Source organism: Sulfuricurvum sp., from assembly GCF_036279695.1.
In the GTDB taxonomy this organism is placed as follows: Bacteria; Campylobacterota; Campylobacteria; order Campylobacterales; family Sulfurimonadaceae; genus Sulfuricurvum.
In genome coordinates this window covers 1-18,550 of the sequence record NZ_DASUIQ010000010.1, presented here as the reverse complement: position 1 = coordinate 18,550, position 18,550 = coordinate 1, and the positions used below count along the sequence as shown (strand labels likewise).

The window sequence follows — 18,550 nt, the reverse complement described above, 5'->3', positions numbered from 1 at the left end:
CTATTGTTATGGCTCCATAATTGAGACGGCTTTTCGCTCATGGAAATTGAAATGATGTTCCAAATCAGAATTATGAAGAAGAACGGGGACAACCACGAGCGACGCGATGACAGCCGCTATTGTACCAAAAATAAGTGAAACGCCAAGCCCTCCGAAAACGGCATCACTGGCTAGTAGGGTTGAAGCGAGGATAATTGCGGCTGCAGTGAGGAAAATCGGTTTTGCACGGGTAGCGGCTGCATACGATATAGCTTCATTTTTGTGCATCCCTTTGTCAAGCATCAGCGATTTAGTAAAGTCGATCAACAGCAATGAGTTGCGCGAACTGATTCCGATGAGGGCGATAAACCCGATCAAAGAGGTAGCCGTCAAAAAGAACGTATCGGCGGTGAAGAGATCGACGATACCGTGTCCGACGATCACTCCGATGATAGAGAGAAAACTTCCCAATAATACGATACCGCTAAGGACAAAGCTTTTGTAGTAAATGACCATCAATAAGAAGATCAAGATAAGAGCGGCGATAAATGCGCCTCCAAGATCAACGAAGGTGTCTAGGGTCACTTTCATCTCTCCGTCCCATTTAAGCTCATATATATCTTTGGTTTTTTTATCCACGAGCTGAAGATTGAACAATCCTGTTTTGGTAATCTCGTATTCGTCACCGAAGGTATCGAGGATCACATTGCGCGCCGCCATCAGCGGGTACACTTGGGAAACCATATCGGTTTCGGCAAGGACGTTGGTCATTTGGTGAAGATCTTTCGACATAATCATCGGATTGGATTTAACCGGAACAATATCGACCACTTCGGTCACCGGAACCATCATCCCCATTTGATTTAACAGGGTCAAAGATGAGAGCTTCATCTCGATGGCATTTTTATCTCGTGAGGCAAACTTTTTCCCCTCCGGCGTCAAGGTCAAAAATATAGGGATTTGATCGGTGGCATTTTGAGAATTTTTAACCGCAACTCCCATCCCCTCAAAAGCGAGATATAAAATATCATTGACGTGTTTCACGTCCAATCCCGATTTTGTAATTTTGTCGGTATTCACGCGTACTTCAAATTTGTCATAGATTTCATCTTGCATGATGTCAATATCGACGAGACCGCTTGTCTGTTTAAATACCCCTTCGACACGGGTACTGAGGTGCCGAATTCCGTCTGCTTTGTTGCCGTATATTTCAGCGACAACGGCTGCCATGGTCGGAGGACCCGCAGGAGGTTCGACAAATTTTATATTGGTTTGAGGGTAGATATTTCCACACTGTTTGATGATAACGGGGCGAAGGCGTTGCACCATCATATAGGAAGGTTCGTCGCGATGATGTTTTTTAGTCAGATTCACGACCACTTCGGCAACATTTTCGTTGTTTTTAAAGTGAGATCCTTTGATCAATCCGGCAAAATCAAGAGGTGAACCGGTTCCTAAAAAAACTTCGGCATCGAGCATTTCGGGCTCATGCTGTAATACCCCGATAACACAGTCGCTGACTTGACGCGTTTGCTCGATTGAACTGCCGTTGGCTAAATCGATATAGACACTGTAGGTATCGTTATTTTTCCCCGGTAACATTTTGGCGAGTACCAGTTTGGTCGGGATGAGGGCAACGGCAAAAACAAATGCGATTAATGTTCCCCATAATACTTTCTTTTTTTTGGAAGGTGAATCCAAAAGATCGAGTAAATAGTTTTCGAATTTTTTATACATCAGTGCGATTCTCCGTGGGGGGCGGGTTTTTTAAGAAGCCGTATTGCCAAATAAGGAGTAAAGATATAGGCAACAAACAGCGAAGCGACGAGGGCGACGGGAACGTTAGCAGGGATCGGTTTCATGAACTGTCCCATCATTTGACCGACAAACGCCATCGGTACCATCGTGAGAATGATCGCTAAGGTCGCGATATTGGTCGGTGCCCCGATCTCATCGGTTGCTTCGATCATGAGTTCATCGGCATCTCTCTCGTGCGCTCCGGGAGCATGGAAGTGACGGTGAATGTTTTCGATAACGATGATCGCCGCATCGACGAGCAACCCTAGACTCAGGAGGAAGGCAAAGAGGGTGATACGATTGACCGTTTGTCCCGTAATGTAGGCGATAAAGAGGGTAATCGCCAAGATCGCAGGAACGGTGAACGTCACGATCAGAGACTCGCGCCAACCTAATACGAAGATGAGCAAAATAGCGATAATAACGATCGAGAGGAGGAGGTGAAACACGAGTTCGTTAACCGCTTCGTTCGCCCGTTCTCCGTCGTTGCGGGTTATAACATAATTGATCCCCTCGGCAGCCATCTGCTCTTTGTATTTTTCGAGCTCTTCTTTCACGGCATCGGCGATATTGACGGCATTTGTCCCTTGAAGTTTGGAAACGGTCAGGGTGACTTGATCTTTGAGCGGTGAGAATTTTCCATCTTCTTTCTTCACACTTACAAGCGCTGATTTGAAGTTCTGAATATCGCTTCCTGCACTGATAGTAGCAACATCACGCAGATAGATCGCCGATCCGCCGTATTGGGCAACGATGATATTGCCCACATCTTCGATACTCTCGATGGCATTGCGTACCCCGATCATAACGATTTTATTATCCTCGGTTTTCCCTTTAATCTCAGGGACGTTATAGGCGAGTGACTGGGTCGCTTGAACGATTTGTCCCAAAGAGAGGTTGTAGCCGCTGAGGCGGTTCATATCAACGAGGACGTTGTATTGATGCTTTTTAGCCCCTTTAATGTCGGTAACGGCGACGTTCGGAAGCCCGTTGATGTGGTGCTGTATCTCTTTGACGTGATCATAAAGAACGGTTGGGTTCATTGCGGGGTTATTGGAATAAAATGCAACGGAGACGATCGGAATATCGACATCGATGTCGAGCGGTTTGATGATCGGCTGCATAGCTCCCTTAGGGAGGATACTCATGTTTTGCATGATTTTGTCGTAGATTTTGAGGTTCGAGTCCTCTTTGGCTTCACCGATGAAAAAAGCGGCATTAATGACAGCAACATTATCCATCGCCATGCCGTGGATATGTTCGATCCCTTTGACCTCTTTGAGCTTACGTTCCAGCGGTTTAACGATGACATTTTCGACTTCGCTGGCAGTAGCTCCGGGGAGGGCGATGATGACGGTAGAACCGCTGACCACCATTTGAGGGTTCTCTTCACGCGGCATGAGCATAAGAGCCATATAGCCGATTACAAGGAGGAAAACTCCTAAAATCGGAGTAAGAGGATTACGTAAAAAACCCTTTGCAAGCTTTCCTGCGGAGTCTTTAGGCTGGTAGGAATGGGGTGCGTGCATTTATGCTCCTATTCGATTTCAATGGTTGCGTACATTCCGGGATAAACGGTTTGTTTGGCGCTGAATGAGACTTTGATTTTAAAGGTGTGAGTCATCGGATTGGAACTCGGGACAATCGCACTTACTTTGCCGATTCCGATATAACCGACGGAAGGGACAGAAATTTTTACTTTTTTCCCTACAGGGACAAGTTTGAGATTGTTCTCCGCCACTTCAACTTCGATTTTAAGTGCATTAAGATCGGAAAGGACGATGGCTGGCATCCCCGGCATCGCCATCTCACCCACTTTGATATTTTTAGCGATAACGACACCGCTGTTAGGTGCGGTGATACGGAGATAGTTATATTGGTTGTTGACCTCTTGGAGGCGTGCTTTGGCTTGGTTGACCTGACGCTCTCCGATCGCGATCATATTTTGGAGATTCTTTTTGGAGAGTTCGAGGTTTTCCACTTCAAATTTTGAGACCATATCTTGGGCTAAAAGACGTTTGTTACGTTCTAGGTTCAACTCCAAGTTCGCGTATTGGTTTTGATACATTTGAAGCGAAAGCTCAGCCTGAGCGATTCCGAGTTCGACTTGGTTTTTAGCCGAATCGATCTCTTTTGAATCGATGGTATATAAAAGCTGTCCTTTAGAGACGCGCGATCCCTCGGAAACGTTGACACTGGTGACAAAGCCCATGTTACGGCTCGTGATCATTTTTTGGTTATCGCTGATAACGCTTCCTGAGAGGCTAATTCCTGCGGCACTGAGAGAAGCCGATAGTGCGAGTGTCGTGATCCAAAATTTCATTATTTAACTCCGTTGCTAAGTTTTTCGAGGGCAAAAATGCGCTCGTTTCGTTGATTTTTAACCATTTGAAGGTTGAGGACTTTTTCGATCTGTTGCGATTGTTTGATGATGACGTCGCTCATCGATGCAAGGTGCTCATGATAACGCCCTTCGTAATTTTTATAGATCTCATCTGAGAGGGCAAGCTCTTTTTCGAGACTGTTGACTTGGGCATTTAAACTTTCGATTTCGGTACGAATTTTATCGTATTGGAGGGTGATCCCTTTTTTCGCCAACTCCACTTGGGTCGTCGTTTTCAGTTTCTCGATACGGGCTTTTTCGAGTGTATTTTTGTCGATTCCTCCGTTGAAGAGGTTCCATGAGAGTTTTGCACCGACGGTGTAGGCTTTATGCTCGTTGAAATTACCCAAAAAGGTATCATCGGCGCTGGAGGCTTCGGCAAATGCTCCCACTTGCGGGAGAAACGGTGCATACGCAACATCCACCATGCGATCACGAATTTCTAACCCTTGGGCGGCTTTTTTAAGATCGGTATTGTTTGCTAACACATCATTTTCGCTGATGGCGGATGAGGGATAATCATGGGAGGGGAGTTCGATCTCGGTTACGGGGGTGTTGAGCAAAAAACTCAAATAGTGGTAGAGAAGTTTTTTATTGGCTTCCATTTCGGTGAGACTTCGTTCGACGTTTGCCTTTCGAGCTTCCACTTCGAGAAAATCGACTTTCTTGGCATACCCTTCTTGCACCATCATCTGAGTAGTACGCTCTAAAGTTGTGATATTGGTGTGGATGGTTTTCATGTGATCGATCGAGCTTTGCAAGAGAGCCATATCGTAATAGCTTTTACGCAATTCGTACCGTTTTTCGGTTTTCATCTGATCGGCATCGAGTTTTTTGATCTGCTCCATCTTTTGCGCAATATCGCTGTACGCGCTTAACTTTCCACCCACAAAGAGGGGAACCGTATAGGTCAGTTTGGTTTGAAAATAGTTTTGGTAACCCGGATAGTTTAGGTCTGTCGGTTGTTTTCCTAATACGTTAGAACAGTATGCGGGTGGGGTACCGCTTTGACACGCTAAAAAATCACTGAATCCAAAATCACCGAAATCGGCTTGGCGTGAGCTGAGTTTAAATCCGAATACGTTTCCGGCTTCATTGGACCGCATGGCGCTTTGGGTCAAATCGAGGGAACCGTAGTTGTACCCTTTGGCGATAGAGGTATCGCTTTGGGCACTTTGGAGATCTAGCGTAGCCGTTTTGATTTCGAGGTTGTTGGTTTCTAAAATTTCGAGTGCGGCAGGGAGCGATAAACCCGCTCCCATGAGCTGGCATGATCCGATGAGGAGTGATGCACTAAAAATACGTGAAAGGGTTGTCATAAACAGATTTCCTTAGGATGTATTTGAGATTATAATCAATCGTATAAGGTTTATTATACCCTTTAACGGATTTAATAGAGCTAAAAACCCTAAAAATCAAATCGTCTAAACGGCTAAGCTAATACTATAAGTTACACTTAGTTTGAAATTCGTTTCACTTTCGGGTAAAATTCGCCCAAACAAAAGTACAAAAGGTTTCCTAATGGCAACAATCGGTATGGGTGATATTAAAAAGGGTGTACGTCTTGAGATCGACGGTAACCCGTTCAGAGTCGTCGAGTTTCAACACGTTAAACCCGGCAAAGGGGCGGCGTTCGTCCGTTGTAAAGTTAAAAACTTCAAAAACGGAAAAGTGATCGAAAAAACGATCCATGCGGGTGATAAATTCGAAGTGCCGAACATGGCGCATAAAACGATGCAGTTTTTGTATGATGACGGTGACATGCTTCAGTTCATGGACAACGAGAGCTATGAGCAACTCGGTCTTACCTACGATCAATGCGAAGAGGCGATGAAGTGGATCAAAGACGGTACCAGCGTTCAAATGATTTTCCACAACAACGAAGCGATCAGCGTTGATGCTCCTGAGATTATGGAACTTAAAATCGTTGATACTCCGCCGAACTTCAAAGGGGATACCTCAAGTGCGGGTAAAAAGCCGGCAACTCTTGAGACGGGTGCAGTCGTTCAAGTTCCTTACCACGTGTTAGAGGGTGATATTATCCGCGTTAACACCGTTGAGGGTGAATACATGGAGAAAGTGAAGTAATTCACTTTTCCTTTTCCCCGTTCGCCCTGAGCTTGTCGAAGGGTAGCATCTCCGTCATTCCGTGCACCGACACGGAATCTATCTTCAATATGTATAGTTCAAAAATCTTAATTAAAACCACCCATACAATCCACATTCCCTCATATTTTCTTAATTCAGTGTACAATAACACTATAAAAATCAACAAAAACCGAATAACGAGATGACAAAAACCGAAATACTCCAAACGCTCAAAGCACTTAAACCGCAATACCAAAAAGACGGACTTATTCTCATCGGATTATTTGGCAGTTTCTCACGCGGTGAAGAACAAAGCGACAGCGATATTGACATCATTTATGAAATCGAAAAAGATCAAAAATTCTCTATGTTTAAATATCTCAAATATCTCGGTGATCTCGAAAAATCACTGAATCACAAAGTCGATTTAGTCAGAGCCGAAACGATAAAAGCTGATATAAAACCCTATATTTATAAAGATTTAATTTATGTCTAGAGAATGGAAGCTGTATCTTCGCGATATTATCACCGAATGTCAAAATATACGAAAATTTACAGCTAACGTCACTTTTGAAGAGTTTACAGAGAATACCGAAAAGGTCTATGCAACGGCAAAAGCGTTTGAAAATATAGGTGAAGCGGTCAAACAAATTCCGAAAGAGATTCAAGATGAATTCAATACGGTTCCATGGAGCGAAATTGCGAAAATGAGGGATGTATTGACTCACCATTATTTTGGTTTGGATGATAGAGTTCTTTGGGATACGTTGGAAGATGATTTTATCCAGTTTGAAATTACCCTTGAAAAAATGGGCAAAAAATATTTATAAAAGGAAAACCCATGCCGTGTGTTTTAGTCCCTATTGCAGAGGGTTTTGAAGAGATCGAAGCAATCAGTATCATCGATGTTTTGCGCCGTGCCGACATCGAAGTGATCATGGGAAGTTTGAACGAACATCTAATGGTCACAGGGGCGCACGGGATCACTGTGCATGCCGATCGTCCGATCAAGGGATTGCGCGTTGATGAACTCGATATGATCGTTCTCCCCGGAGGATGGCGTGGTACGAAAGCCCTTGCCGCTGATAGTAACGTTCAAAACCTCCTTAAAACGATGGATAGTGCAGGAAAAGCGATCGGTGCCATCTGTGCCGCGCCGTATGCTCTCGAAGCCGCAGGGGTGCTCAAAGAGGGGTATACCTGCTATCCCGGTATCGAAGATGAACTCACTATCGGCGGATTTGTCGGCGATAAACACGCTGTTGTCGAAAGCGGCAATGTGATGACATCACGCGGACCGGGGACGGCAATTTGCTTTGCGTTGGCGATTGTGAAAAAACTATCGGGAAATGAAACCTATGAAAGACTTTGCGGCGGGTTATTAGCCGACTATTGTGCGACGATTTAGTCTTATTCTTCCGCTCATCTCCTCGCTAGCGTGGGGGGAGATCCACTTGTCTCCAAGCGAACACTATACCCAAGAGCAAGCCAAAGAGTATTGTCGCTATCTTGGCGATTCATGGCGGATGATGTCGATCAAAGAGCTGTTTGCTCTCCCCAAAACGACCCCTTTTAACGAGGGATTCAGCTATTGGTCATCCAACAAAGGACCTTCTGATAATACCGAAATAGGGACGGGAAGTGAGGGAGATGGCGGGATTATCGCGATGGTCGGATACAGTTTTTATCCTAAAGAGCGCAATATTTCCCTCTCTCCTCCGACCAAAAAAATTGCCGCAGCGTGTATCAATACCCCTGAAGCGAGATCAGAACACCACTACCGAATAACACCGGAGGGGGTAGAAGATAAAGATTCACTATTGCTGTGGCATTCACTCGAAGCGACGGATAAACGGGCTAAATTCACCTATGAAAAAGCGAAAGAGGCATGTGAAAATCTGACGTTAGGGGGGCGTTCATGGCGTCTGCCGACAACCGATGAACTCTACGGCATCGTTGATTATAGCTATTATCGACCGAGTGTCGATATGCACTATTTCGGGGCGATGATGCATCGCTACTACTGGAGCAGTGATAGTTTAAACGCTCATGAAGCATACGGTGTCGGGTTTAAGCTCGGTTCCGTTGCAACGGTGAACAAAACGGAAAGTGCCTATGTTCGGTGTGTTTCAGAATAAGATTTGGAGTACATTAATATGGTTTATTGAATAAAATGAGAAAAATATGATTTAAAAAATTGTATACTGCTTAAATGTTTTAAATCATGCAGAAAATTTTATAAAATTTTCATATTAAAGATGAGTCCATGCAGAATCTTCTGTTTTTGAAAACGAAAAAAGCGCTTTATGCCGAAGACGATACCATTTCCCGTACTCAGATGAGCAGGATTTTAAATATGTTGTTCGATCAGGTGTATGTCGCTTCTGACGGTGAAGAGGCGTATAGCCTCTACGAAGATGAATCTCCCGATATTCTCATTACCGATATTAAAATGCCAAAGTGTGACGGTCTAACGTTGATTCGTCGAATCCGTCAAAATAACTATACCCTTCCTATTATCCTTATGACGAGCTATGATGAGCGGGATTTGGTGATCAATGCGGCTAATTTGTCGATTGACGGCTATTTGGTCAAACCGGTCGAATTGGATCAGCTCACATCGGCATTGAACCGTGCAATGAAACGGATATATAAAAATGTTGGGCTTTTAAGGTTAAGTCCGGATAGTTACTACAATACCGCGACCAAAGAACTTTACAGTAAGGGACAAAATGTTGTCTTGGGGATTAAAGAACAAGAGCTTTTGGAACTTTTACTCGACAATACGCATCGTACCGTGAGCAAAGAGGAAATCGCACATGCTCTTTGGCCCCTCGATCCGATCTGTGAATCGGCACTGAAGAACACGATTCTCCGTCTGCGTAAAAAGCTGGATGAGGATCTCATCGTTGCGGTTCGTGGGATCGGGTATCGGCTTGATACTCAAAGAGCTTTCCGATCGGATGATACCGAATAATTATGGTCGTTATTTTCGTATTTAGCGGATATTTTCTCGGGATATTTTCCCACCATATGAGTCTGTTTTATTATACCCGTGAGAAGAGTTATCTCTATTTTTCGCTTTATGCCGCATCGCTTTATGTGGGAGTCCTCAGTATTATCGATGATACGAAATCGATGGGGCATAACAATTTTCTCTCTTTTCCCGTAGAAACGCTGTTTTTGCAATTTTTTCATGTGGCTCTGATCCTTTTTACCCTTCATATCAATGAAACAAAAGTACGCTTTCCGGCACTTTATCGTTTTTCGCTAGGGGTGGCTTTGGTTGTATTCTTAGGGATTGCCTTTTTACTCAGAGGCGAATCGGGAGTTTCAGCTACTTCATTGTTCGCGATGGTTGCTTTTTTTCTCTCGTTGGGGATTACGTTATTTACTCTATGGCACCGTTCTCTTTCGTCGTACGGTTACTTTTTGGCGCTCTTTCCTCTGTTTCTTGCCGCATTTTTGTACGCAGCGGATGTCAATACTCCACTCCCATCGGTCGATGATATGTCGCAAATTGTTTTTATAGGCGCAATATGGAACATGGCATCTTTGGCGCTTCTCATCTCGCGTAAAATCAGGTCGCTTCAAGAGGAGAAAGAGAAAGCGATCCTTCAAAACACCATCGATGCCCATACCCTGTTTTTACAATCACGCAATGCTTCGATGGGGGAGATGATCGCCGACATCGCTCATCAATGGAAACAGCCGCTTAACGCCATCGGAAACATCCAAAACGGCATTAAAGCATCGCTGTTGTACGAGGGGGGAATATCCAAAGAGAACCTCCTCGATTCGCTCAATACGAGCTTCGGTCTATTGCGTCATTTGGCGGAGACTATTGATACATTTTACGGGTTTTTGGCGCAACACCATCGCTCTCAAAAGAGTTTCATCCTCTCCGAAGAGGTGGAAAAAATCCAAAAGCTGACCGAATACACATTTCAAAACAGCAACATAACACTGCGGGTCTCTCTCGAATCTGACCCGACGATTCAAGGTGATGCGAATGAGTTCATCCATGTTTTGCTCAATCTTGTCCTGAATGCCAAAGATGCGCTAGAACGTACCAACCCCTCATCCCCTGTCATCGACATCCATGTGGTTGGAGGGGATGAAACGTGTCGTATTAGTGTTTCAGATAATGCGGGAGGGATCAAAATCGATCCGATCGAATCGGTTTTCGAACGCTATATCACCTCCAAACCTAACGGTTCAGGGCTAGGGCTTTACATGGTTCGGGAGATCGTTAACCGTTTCGGAGGAGAGATTTCTGTTGAAAATCGAAATGAAGGGGCTTGTGTAACGATTACGCTTCCCTATAGTGCATACGCCACTCGTCCAATGGCCTCATCCCACGAAGAGAAAAAGACGATGGAGGAGATGCGCCGATTGACGAACAAAGTGCTTGAACTCGAACAGAACGAACATGAGTTGCGTCGTTGGGCTGAAATTTTTGAACATGCCCATTGGGGGATTGTTATCTATAAAGCCGAAAGCACCGCTTTCATCAAAAGCAATATGTCTTTTAAACAGCTTTACGGCTATACGGATCGAGAACTCAAGAATTTAGGTATTATTGATTTGTTCGCCCCTTCGGAACGGGAAAATTTTGTTCGTTTAAAACAACAATACGACACGCAAGGCTATCTTTTTACAGAGGCTTTGCATCGCCGCAGGGATGGGAGTATGTTCCCTGTCAATATCGAAGTGTTTTGGGTTAAAGACAGTGCCGATAATGATATTTACATCATTGCGAATATCTGGGATTTGAGTGAACGGAAAATCGCAGAAAATGCATTGGCAAGCAGTGAAGCCGCATTTCGTGCCATGGTTGAGCATTCGCCGGACGTTATCAGCCGTTACGATTTGCAGGGACGTCGTATCTATGTCAACCCGATGATGCGGTGGTTATTGGGAAAACCGATGGAGGAGATTATCGGCAAAACTCCGCGTGAGTTCTCCCCTTTGCCTGATATAGATAGATTTGAGCAATTGTTTGAAAAAGCGGTTCGGAAACGAACCGAGATTGAGCAAGAATCAACCTATACTACACCGTGGGGAGAGACGCGCTGGGGGCATCAGCGTATTATCCCCGAGTTTGATTATGAGGGTAATGTCAGCGGCATTATGGTGATCGGTCGCGACATTACCCCGTATAAAACGGTCGAACAAAGACTCCAGAAAACGGCCACTCAGCTTAGAGCTCTTTTTGATACGATTCCCGATCTCATTTGGATGAAAAATCCTGATGGTGTATATCTGATGTGCAATCATGCGTTCGAGCAGTTTTTCGGAGCAAGGGAAGCTGATATTGTCGGTAAAACCGATTACGATTATGTTGAGAAAGAATTAGCCGATTTTTTCCGTCAAAAAGATACTGAAGCCATTGAAAATGGGATGGTTAGCATTAATTATGAAGAGGTTATTTATCATTCGACCGGAAAGTCTGTTTTACTCGAAACTCGTAAATCGGCAGTTTATGGAGCAGACGGAAGTTTGTTAGGGATACTCGGAATCGCAAAAGAGGTGGTAGAGACAAAGACAATTTAATGATTTAAGTCATTTTTACTGCCCCTTCACATGACCGTTACATGACCTTTAATAGGTATTATTTCATAACAGAAATGTTAATGTAGGGGTAGGGTGATGTCAAGACGAGAATCTCATTCGAACGATGCAAAACTGAGCCACTACTATCATGCTATTTTTGATAACTGCACCGATATTATCTATCTTGTCGAAGTAACCCCAGAGAGGCGGTTTATCCATATCGATCTTAATTCCACATTCACAGAGATTACCGGTCTTTCCAAAGAGAGTATCCTCTCTCATTACGTTGATACGTTTAGCGATGCAGAACTTCGCCGTACCCTGATTCAAAAATATACCTCATGTCTCACTATAGGAGAAAAAATCAATTTCATCGGTGAATATAATCTTCCCGGCGGAAAAAGGATTTATTACTCTAGTCTCACTCCGATTCGGGATGAGCATGGACGGATATACCGTATTGCCGGTATCGCCAGAGATATTACCGAGCAAAAAGAGCAAGAAGATCATTTACGCAAGACACAGGCCAAACTGGCCGCCGTCATCTCAACCATTCCCGATATGATATGGGTAAAAGATGCAAACGGGGTGTATCTGATGTGCAATCCTGCATTGGAACATTTTTTCGGTGTACCTGCCGAGGAGATTATCGGTAAAACCGATTTTGATTTCATGTCGCAAGAGCAGGCGGATGTTTGTCGTCAAAATGATATTAAAGCGATAGAGACAGGGACTATATCCATTAACGAAGAGGAGGTGATTTTTGCAAGTAGTGGTCAATGTTTAACGATAGAGACCCGAAAAATCCCTGTCCTCAATAATGATGAATTTATGGGAGTACTAGGGATCGGACGGGATATTTCCGAACGAAAAGCGATTGATACTAAAATCGAGTATTTGGCGCACCACGATGCTCTCACCGGATTGCCGAACCGTATTTTGGTCAAAGAGAGAGCCGAACAGATAATGGCTCACGCGAAACGTTCAGGGACAAAAGCGGCATTTTTATTTATAGATTTGGACGGGTTCAAAGGGATCAATGATACGCTGGGACACTCCGCAGGGGACGCAATGCTAAAAACCATCGCATTACGTCTAAAAGAGTGTGTCAGAGAGAGTGATACGATCAGTCGTCAGGGGGGTGATGAGTTTTTACTGATTCTCTCTGATGTCAAAGATCCGAATGCTACGGCGCTAACCGCAGAAAAGATCCTCAAAGAACTGGAAAAATCGTTTGAAGTTGCTACCCATACTCTATCCGCATCGGGTTCTATCGGCATCGCTCTCTATCCTGACCACGGAGAAACGTTTGAAACACTGCTCCAAAGTGCCGATACCGCTATGTACAAAGCCAAAGAATCAGGGCGAAATGCGTATTGTTTCTACAGTCAGCAGATGAATCATAATCTTATCGGTCAGTTCAAAATCCAAAATGATCTTAAAAGTGCATTGTTACAAGATCAGTTTCTTCTCCACTACCAACCGCAGATCGATTTATCGAGTAATCGTATTATCGGGGTCGAAGCACTGATACGCTGGAACCACCCGCAACTGGGGATGATCCCACCGATGAGCTTTATCCCGATCGCCGAGAGTAACGGGTTGATTGCCAAAATCGGTCAGTGGGTCATCGATGAGGCGTGTCGCCAAGCTGCCCTTTGGCAGGAAATGGGGATAGAGCTTACTGTTGCGGTGAATATTTCCGCAGTACAGTTTAAACGGGGAAATCTTGAAGAGGTTGTAAGCAACGCTCTCTCAACCTCTAAAATAAACCCGAAATACCTCGAACTTGAGCTCACCGAATCGATCATTATGCACGACGCGGACAATACCCTCGCATCGGTTCGTAATCTAAAGGCGTTGGGAGTGCAACTCTCGATTGATGATTTCGGAACAGGGTATTCGAGTCTTGCGTATCTCAAACGTTTTTCCGTAGATAAACTCAAAATCGATCAGTCGTTTGTCCGTGATATTCTTCAAGACAAAGAAGATGCAACGATTGTTAAAACGATCATCCAAATGGCGAAAAATCTCAATCTCAAAACGATAGCCGAAGGGGTCGAAGATCTACATGTACTTTCGGTAATCGATGCGTACGGATGTGATGAGGTGCAAGGGTACCATTTTGCCAAGCCGATGAAAAATACCCATTTTGAAGAGTATTATAAAAATTTTTATGCTGTATAATGTGCTTTCGTTAGAATAAGATATACAATTGTTAGAGTATTTGTTCTTATAATAGATACTTTTTAAAATGTGATTATAGGACGAAGAGCAAAAATGCGTATTATCAGTGTTTTGATCTTATTGAGTGTACTTCTTCGCGCCGAAAATTTTATCGATGTCTCCGTACTAAAAAATAGTGCTATTGAGCAACAATATCTCTATCTGGAAGATCAAAATGCGACTTTAACGCTGGATGCTCTTCTTGATGAGAAGGTACAAAAAAAGTTTCATCCGCTCAATGGTCGCTCTGCCGGATTTGGGCTGACACGCTCCGATTTCTGGATAAAAATATCCCTCAAAAACCCTCAAAAATATCCTTTGAAGCGGTTATTGAAGTTTGAATACCCCCTTTTAGATCACGTTACTTTTTACCAAATCAAAGCAGACGGAACCTATAGCTCAAAAGTCAGCGGTGATTCTATCCCTCTCGAACTGCATGAAAAAAAAGATGAGAATATCATTTTCCCTATCGTGATGCAGCCTGACTCCAAAGAGACCTTCTATGTGCATATCCGATCAAAGAGTTCGATGGATCTGCGGGTCTCTTTATTGAATGATGAAGAATACTATGTTTCGGAAATCACGAAAATGGCAATTTTGGGGATTTTTTACGGGGGAGCGATTATTATGATTCTCTATAATTTTTTCCTCTTTCTCTCTATCCGTGAACGGAGTTATCTCTATTATGTCATTTTTCAGATTTCTAATGTGATAACTCTTCTTGCCCTCAGCGGTATCGCTTTCCGATATTTATGGCCATCGGTTCCTGAACTCAATAATTACATTATCCCTTTTTTGATTGTATTGCTTCATGTTCTTGCTGTTATCTTCAGTCGTACCTATTTGGATACAAAAACGGTGTTGCCGAAACTCGATAAGGGGTTATATGGAGTTTTGCTCTTCTCAATCCCTACACTCTTCTTAACCCTTGTTCTTGACTATCATTGGGGGGTCATGTTAGCAACGGGGGTTCTTTTTATAACGACCTTTAGTTTAGGATCGGTGGGGTTGATCGCCTATTTTAGATATAACGTTCGAGCCTCCAAATTTTATATGCTTGCTTGGGTTCTTTTGCTTATCGGTGCTACGTTGACGGGGCTAAAAAATATCGGGTTATTACCGATCAACTTTTTGACGATTTGGGGGACACAAATCGGAGTATTTTTTGAATTGTTGTTACTCTCATTCGGTTTGGCGGATCGTATTAATGTTATTCGCCTCCAAAAAGAGCGATTTCAATATGAAGCGGCACAAAAAGCCAAAGCGTTGACCGAGATATTGCGAAGATCAAAAGATGAACTTGAATTAGAGGTAAAAGAGAGGACGGTGGAACTTTATGAAACCAATCAGCAACTTCATAAAACTATTTCCACGAAAGAAGCCCTCATCAAAGAGGTGCATCATAGAGTAAAAAACAATTTGCAGGTGATTATTTCGATGATGTGGCTTCAGCGGCGGCGTACGCCCAACGAAGAGGTTCGGATACTTATCGATGACAGTACCGCGAGATTGCAAAGTATGGCAATGATACATGAAATGCTCTACCAAAGCGATGATATTGCGATGGTAAGCTTGCAGGAATATTTACGTTCTCTGATTAATCTTTATCAGCGGAATATGTCGGGGACAGAGGTTAAAATTGTCTCTGAATTTCAACCTATTCAAATCACTATGGATACGGCTGTGACCGTTGGAATGATTTGCAATGAAGTTTTGAGCAATGTCTTTAAGCACGCATTTAAACCAACCGATACCGGTAATCGCTTGATGGTAAAGTGTGCTCAAAACGGCAATAAAATTACCCTTCGGTTTAAAGACAACGGGATAGGCTTTGAAGGATTCTCCCAGAATAAAAAGAATATCGGGATTATGTTGATACAAGCTTTGGCGGAAAAGTTGCCGGAGGTGCAAATCGTGTATAAAAAATGGTACGGCACCTATTTTAAATTGGAGTTTTTGAATGAATCCAACATTCCTAATCGTTGAAGATGAACCGATAACCTCCCGTTTTATTCAGGAGATTATTGAAGATCAAGGGTACCTTGTCGCAGGGAGTGCTAAAAGTGCGGTAGACGCTCGAAAAATTTTGGCACAGCAGACGATTGATATTGTCATTATGGATATTAATATTCAAGGTGCGGAAGACGGTATTCAACTTGCACGCAGTGTCTTGGAGGATAATGTAGCTGTCATCTATATCAGCGCATACAGCGATTCACAGACACTACAGGAAGCGGCAGGGACGATGCCCTATGGCTTTTTAGTAAAACCTTTTAGAGAAAATGATCTTATCGCCGTCTTGCTGATGGCGGTCGAGAGAGTCCGAAGAGAGCATCAGGAGAGCGAAAAATGCGACGAAGGGAAAAAAGAGAACTCTGATTTTCGGCTGGATACGGAAAAACACTGTCTTTATTGGCGTAATCAAGTGATTGAACTCAGTAAAAACGAGACCTCTGCCGTAAACCTTTTTTTGAATCATCCCGATACCCCTATCACATTGGAAGAACTTCGCCAAGCGATCTGGGGAGACAAAACTATCGGTGATTCGACGATACGGGAGTTGATCAATCGTATCCGAAACAAAGCAGACGTATTATCGATTGAAAATATTTACGGGATGGGATACATACTCAAAAAATGAGTATATACCCCGCCGCTGGATATTAAGCGCGGAATTTTCCCAAATACCCGTTAAGCTCATCCGCTACATTATGAAGATGTTCTGCGGTTTTGGCAATCTCTTCAACACTTCTGGCATTGGTATGCGAGAGGTTATTAATGTCTGCTAAGTGCGCAGAAATTTCTTCAACTTCGTGGGTATTTTTATCCACTTCAATGACCATTTTCTTAATCGCTTCGGTTGTTCGTTCGACAACATGGACGGTTTGCGTGATTTGATCACCGACCGCTTGCGATTTTTTCTCAAGCTGTTGAATTTGCTGTGCATTTTTTTCCATCTGCGTTGTCGCATCTTCGATAGCGTTGACAATGGTCGTGATGGTCGCATCGGTTTGAGACAAACTCCCCTGCGTCCGCTCTGCCAATTTACGGACTTCATCGGCTACAACGGCAAAACCTCTACCATGTTCTCCGGCGCGCGCCGCTTCAATCGCCGCGTTGAGAGCCAGAAGGTTGGTCTGATCGGCAATTTCTCCGATAACAGAGAGTACCTCTCGAATTTGTCGGGCATTATTGGTTAGTTCATGGAGCTCACGTGCAAAAACGGTTTCGACTTCGACACTGCTTCGTATCATAGAGATCATACTATCAAGCTCGCGTTGAGATGCTCCAAGGGTTTCGTTCGCTGAGATAATATCGCCACGGGTCTCTTCGTTGTATGTTTTTGTAGCATTCAAATGGGTTATGAGTTGTTGGGCACTGGTATGTATCTCATGGATAAGTTTGGATTCATCTTCCATTCGATGACCGATACTGAGCGATGTATGGGAAAGTTCGGTAGCTACCGACGCATTTTCATCGGATGAACGTTTGGCACTTTGAACCATAGTCTGTGTTGCTGCGATAAATGCATTGATAGAGGTTGCCGTTTGTGCGGTTTCGTCCTCTCCTGCAATGAGAAGCCTTTTGGTCAAATCCCCATCTCCGCTTGAGAGTTCGTGCGCCATTGTTTGCATGGTTGAAAGTTTTGAAACGATGGAATTGCGAAGAGCCATGATAAAGAAAGTAAGTAGTATTAAAAAGGCCAATGCCGTTCCTGCCGTACGCATCGCTATAGAGGTAAACTCTTCTTCGACATCATCGATATACACGCCGGTTCCGATGATCCAGCCCCATTGTTTGAAATGACGGACGTAGGAGAGTTTAGGCAACGGAGTATCGCTGTTCGGCTTTGCCCACATATAATCCACATACCCTTCACCCGATTCTTTAGCAACACGTGCGAACTCAACGAAAAGTTTTTTACCGTTTGGATCTTTGATGTCGGACAAATCGGTATTGTCCAGTTTCGGTTTGATCGGGTGCATAACACCGCGAATATCGGTATCGAGAATAAAGAAATACTCTTCACCGTTATACCGGAGATTTTTGATCGCATTTTTGGCGGCATCTTGTGCCGTTTCTTGGGTCATTCTCCCCTCGATGGCCTCTTTTTCATAATGTCCCATGAGTGTCGATGCCGTATCGATTTGCGTTTTTAGCATGATTTTTTTGGAATTCATGAGCTCGTTTTTGAGATCAAAAAGAGAAATCGTACTCAGTATACTCAAAAGGGCAATGACAAAAATACTCAGTGCCGTCAGTTTGGTTTTGATTGTGATTGTGTCTGTCATGCGTATCCTTGTGTATCTATGAGAGTGAATAGTAATTCAGAATACTAATATAATATCGGTCACGTCTCGGTCTCATGGGGAAAATTCATAAAAATATATAATAAATATGTGATAACAACGGCTCTACATAGTATAATCGCATATTTATTTCAGAGGTCAGAATGAAAATCCTCGTAGATGCCGATGCTTTCCCGAATGCTCTCAAAGAGATACTTCTTCGTGCGGTACT

The 18,550-nt window shown here is 43.7% G+C and carries 15 protein-coding genes; 10 read left to right on the top strand and 5 right to left on the bottom strand.

The annotated features are described in order from the left end of the window. Positions 1-6 precede the first annotated feature (6 nt). The 4 genes from VFW36_RS01110 to VFW36_RS01095 are packed head-to-tail and all read right to left on the bottom strand — an operon-like array spanning position 7 to position 5,478. Entirely contained in the window at positions 7-1,716 is a 1,710-nt protein-coding gene (locus VFW36_RS01110) for an efflux RND transporter permease subunit (protein ID WP_329656979.1), read from the bottom strand. Further along, positions 1,716-3,305 carry an efflux RND transporter permease subunit gene (locus tag VFW36_RS01105; RefSeq protein ID WP_329656978.1) on the bottom strand — a complete coding sequence of 530 codons (1,590 nt, stop codon included), beginning with the start codon at positions 3,303-3,305 and terminating at the stop codon, positions 1,716-1,718. Before VFW36_RS01105 ends, VFW36_RS01110 begins: the two co-directional genes overlap by 1 nt. Before the next feature lie 8 nt (positions 3,306-3,313). Then, positions 3,314-4,099 carry an efflux RND transporter periplasmic adaptor subunit gene (locus VFW36_RS01100; protein ID WP_329656977.1) on the bottom strand — a complete coding sequence of 262 codons (786 nt, stop codon included), beginning with the start codon at positions 4,097-4,099 and terminating at the stop codon, positions 3,314-3,316. Continuing rightward, positions 4,099-5,478 (bottom strand): TolC family protein, encoded by a 1,380-nt coding sequence (locus tag VFW36_RS01095; protein ID WP_329656976.1) that lies wholly within the window; start codon positions 5,476-5,478, stop codon positions 4,099-4,101. Before VFW36_RS01095 ends, VFW36_RS01100 begins: the two co-directional genes overlap by 1 nt. A 202-nt stretch (positions 5,479-5,680) precedes the next feature. On the opposite strand from VFW36_RS01095, the gene efp reads away from it, so the two are divergent. The 10 genes from efp to VFW36_RS01045 all read left to right on the top strand — a co-directional run bounded on the left by efp (position 5,681) and on the right by VFW36_RS01045 (position 16,670). Beyond that, on the top strand, positions 5,681-6,247 hold the full coding sequence (efp, locus tag VFW36_RS01090; RefSeq protein WP_329656975.1) for an elongation factor P: 567 nt from the start codon (positions 5,681-5,683) through the stop codon (positions 6,245-6,247). Between the two features lie 202 nt (positions 6,248-6,449). Then, entirely contained in the window at positions 6,450-6,743 is a 294-nt protein-coding gene (locus tag VFW36_RS01085; protein WP_329656974.1) for a nucleotidyltransferase family protein, read from the top strand. Next, a complete protein-coding gene (locus VFW36_RS01080; protein ID WP_329656973.1) occupies positions 6,736-7,077 on the top strand; it encodes a DUF86 domain-containing protein in 342 nt (113 codons plus the stop codon). The genes VFW36_RS01085 and VFW36_RS01080 overlap by 8 nt, the downstream gene beginning before the upstream one ends. Before the next feature lie 11 nt (positions 7,078-7,088). After that, positions 7,089-7,655 (top strand): DJ-1 family glyoxalase III, encoded by a 567-nt coding sequence (locus VFW36_RS01075; RefSeq protein ID WP_329656972.1) that lies wholly within the window; start codon positions 7,089-7,091, stop codon positions 7,653-7,655. Between the two features lie 46 nt (positions 7,656-7,701). Further along, positions 7,702-8,385, top strand: coding sequence for a DUF1566 domain-containing protein (locus VFW36_RS01070; RefSeq protein ID WP_329656971.1), 684 nt, complete (start codon positions 7,702-7,704; stop codon positions 8,383-8,385). 128 nt (positions 8,386-8,513) lie between these two features. Further along, positions 8,514-9,224 (top strand): response regulator transcription factor, encoded by a 711-nt coding sequence (locus VFW36_RS01065; protein WP_329656970.1) that lies wholly within the window; start codon positions 8,514-8,516, stop codon positions 9,222-9,224. Positions 9,225-9,226: 2 nt separating this feature from the next. Next, positions 9,227-11,803 (top strand): PAS domain S-box protein, encoded by a 2,577-nt coding sequence (locus VFW36_RS01060; protein WP_329656969.1) that lies wholly within the window; start codon positions 9,227-9,229, stop codon positions 11,801-11,803. A gap of 96 nt (positions 11,804-11,899) precedes the next feature. Then, positions 11,900-13,990 (top strand): sensor domain-containing protein, encoded by a 2,091-nt coding sequence (locus VFW36_RS01055; RefSeq protein WP_329656968.1) that lies wholly within the window; start codon positions 11,900-11,902, stop codon positions 13,988-13,990. A gap of 93 nt (positions 13,991-14,083) precedes the next feature. Further along, positions 14,084-16,015, top strand: coding sequence for a 7TM diverse intracellular signaling domain-containing protein (locus VFW36_RS01050; protein ID WP_329656967.1), 1,932 nt, complete (start codon positions 14,084-14,086; stop codon positions 16,013-16,015). Then, a complete protein-coding gene (locus VFW36_RS01045) occupies positions 15,990-16,670 on the top strand; it encodes a response regulator (protein WP_329656966.1) in 681 nt (226 codons plus the stop codon). The genes VFW36_RS01050 and VFW36_RS01045 overlap by 26 nt, the downstream gene beginning before the upstream one ends. A 22-nt stretch (positions 16,671-16,692) precedes the next feature. Here the strand turns inward: VFW36_RS01045 and VFW36_RS01040 are convergent, their stop codons facing one another. After that, entirely contained in the window at positions 16,693-18,321 is a 1,629-nt protein-coding gene (locus VFW36_RS01040; RefSeq protein WP_329656965.1) for a methyl-accepting chemotaxis protein, read from the bottom strand. Between the last annotated feature and the right edge of the window lie 229 nt (positions 18,322-18,550).

Excerpts from the sequence above, each read along its gene's own strand:
- VFW36_RS01110 (WP_329656979.1), bottom strand. The coding sequence starts at position 1,716 with ATGTATAAAAAATTCGAAAACTATTTACTCGATCTTTTGGATTCACCT.
- VFW36_RS01105 (WP_329656978.1), bottom strand. The coding sequence starts at position 3,305 with ATGCACGCACCCCATTCCTACCAGCCTAAAGACTCCGCAGGAAAGCTT.
- VFW36_RS01100 (WP_329656977.1), bottom strand. The coding sequence starts at position 4,099 with ATGAAATTTTGGATCACGACACTCGCACTATCGGCTTCTCTCAGTGCC.
- VFW36_RS01095 (WP_329656976.1), bottom strand. The coding sequence starts at position 5,478 with ATGACAACCCTTTCACGTATTTTTAGTGCATCACTCCTCATCGGATCA.
- efp (WP_329656975.1), top strand. The coding sequence starts at position 5,681 with ATGGCAACAATCGGTATGGGTGATATTAAAAAGGGTGTACGTCTTGAG.
- VFW36_RS01085 (WP_329656974.1), top strand. The coding sequence starts at position 6,450 with ATGACAAAAACCGAAATACTCCAAACGCTCAAAGCACTTAAACCGCAA.
- VFW36_RS01080 (WP_329656973.1), top strand. The coding sequence starts at position 6,736 with ATGTCTAGAGAATGGAAGCTGTATCTTCGCGATATTATCACCGAATGT.
- VFW36_RS01075 (WP_329656972.1), top strand. The coding sequence starts at position 7,089 with ATGCCGTGTGTTTTAGTCCCTATTGCAGAGGGTTTTGAAGAGATCGAA.
- VFW36_RS01065 (WP_329656970.1), top strand. The coding sequence starts at position 8,514 with ATGCAGAATCTTCTGTTTTTGAAAACGAAAAAAGCGCTTTATGCCGAA.
- VFW36_RS01060 (WP_329656969.1), top strand. The coding sequence starts at position 9,227 with ATGGTCGTTATTTTCGTATTTAGCGGATATTTTCTCGGGATATTTTCC.
- VFW36_RS01055 (WP_329656968.1), top strand. The coding sequence starts at position 11,900 with ATGTCAAGACGAGAATCTCATTCGAACGATGCAAAACTGAGCCACTAC.
- VFW36_RS01050 (WP_329656967.1), top strand. The coding sequence starts at position 14,084 with ATGCGTATTATCAGTGTTTTGATCTTATTGAGTGTACTTCTTCGCGCC.
- VFW36_RS01045 (WP_329656966.1), top strand. The coding sequence starts at position 15,990 with ATGAATCCAACATTCCTAATCGTTGAAGATGAACCGATAACCTCCCGT.
- VFW36_RS01040 (WP_329656965.1), bottom strand. The coding sequence starts at position 18,321 with ATGACAGACACAATCACAATCAAAACCAAACTGACGGCACTGAGTATT.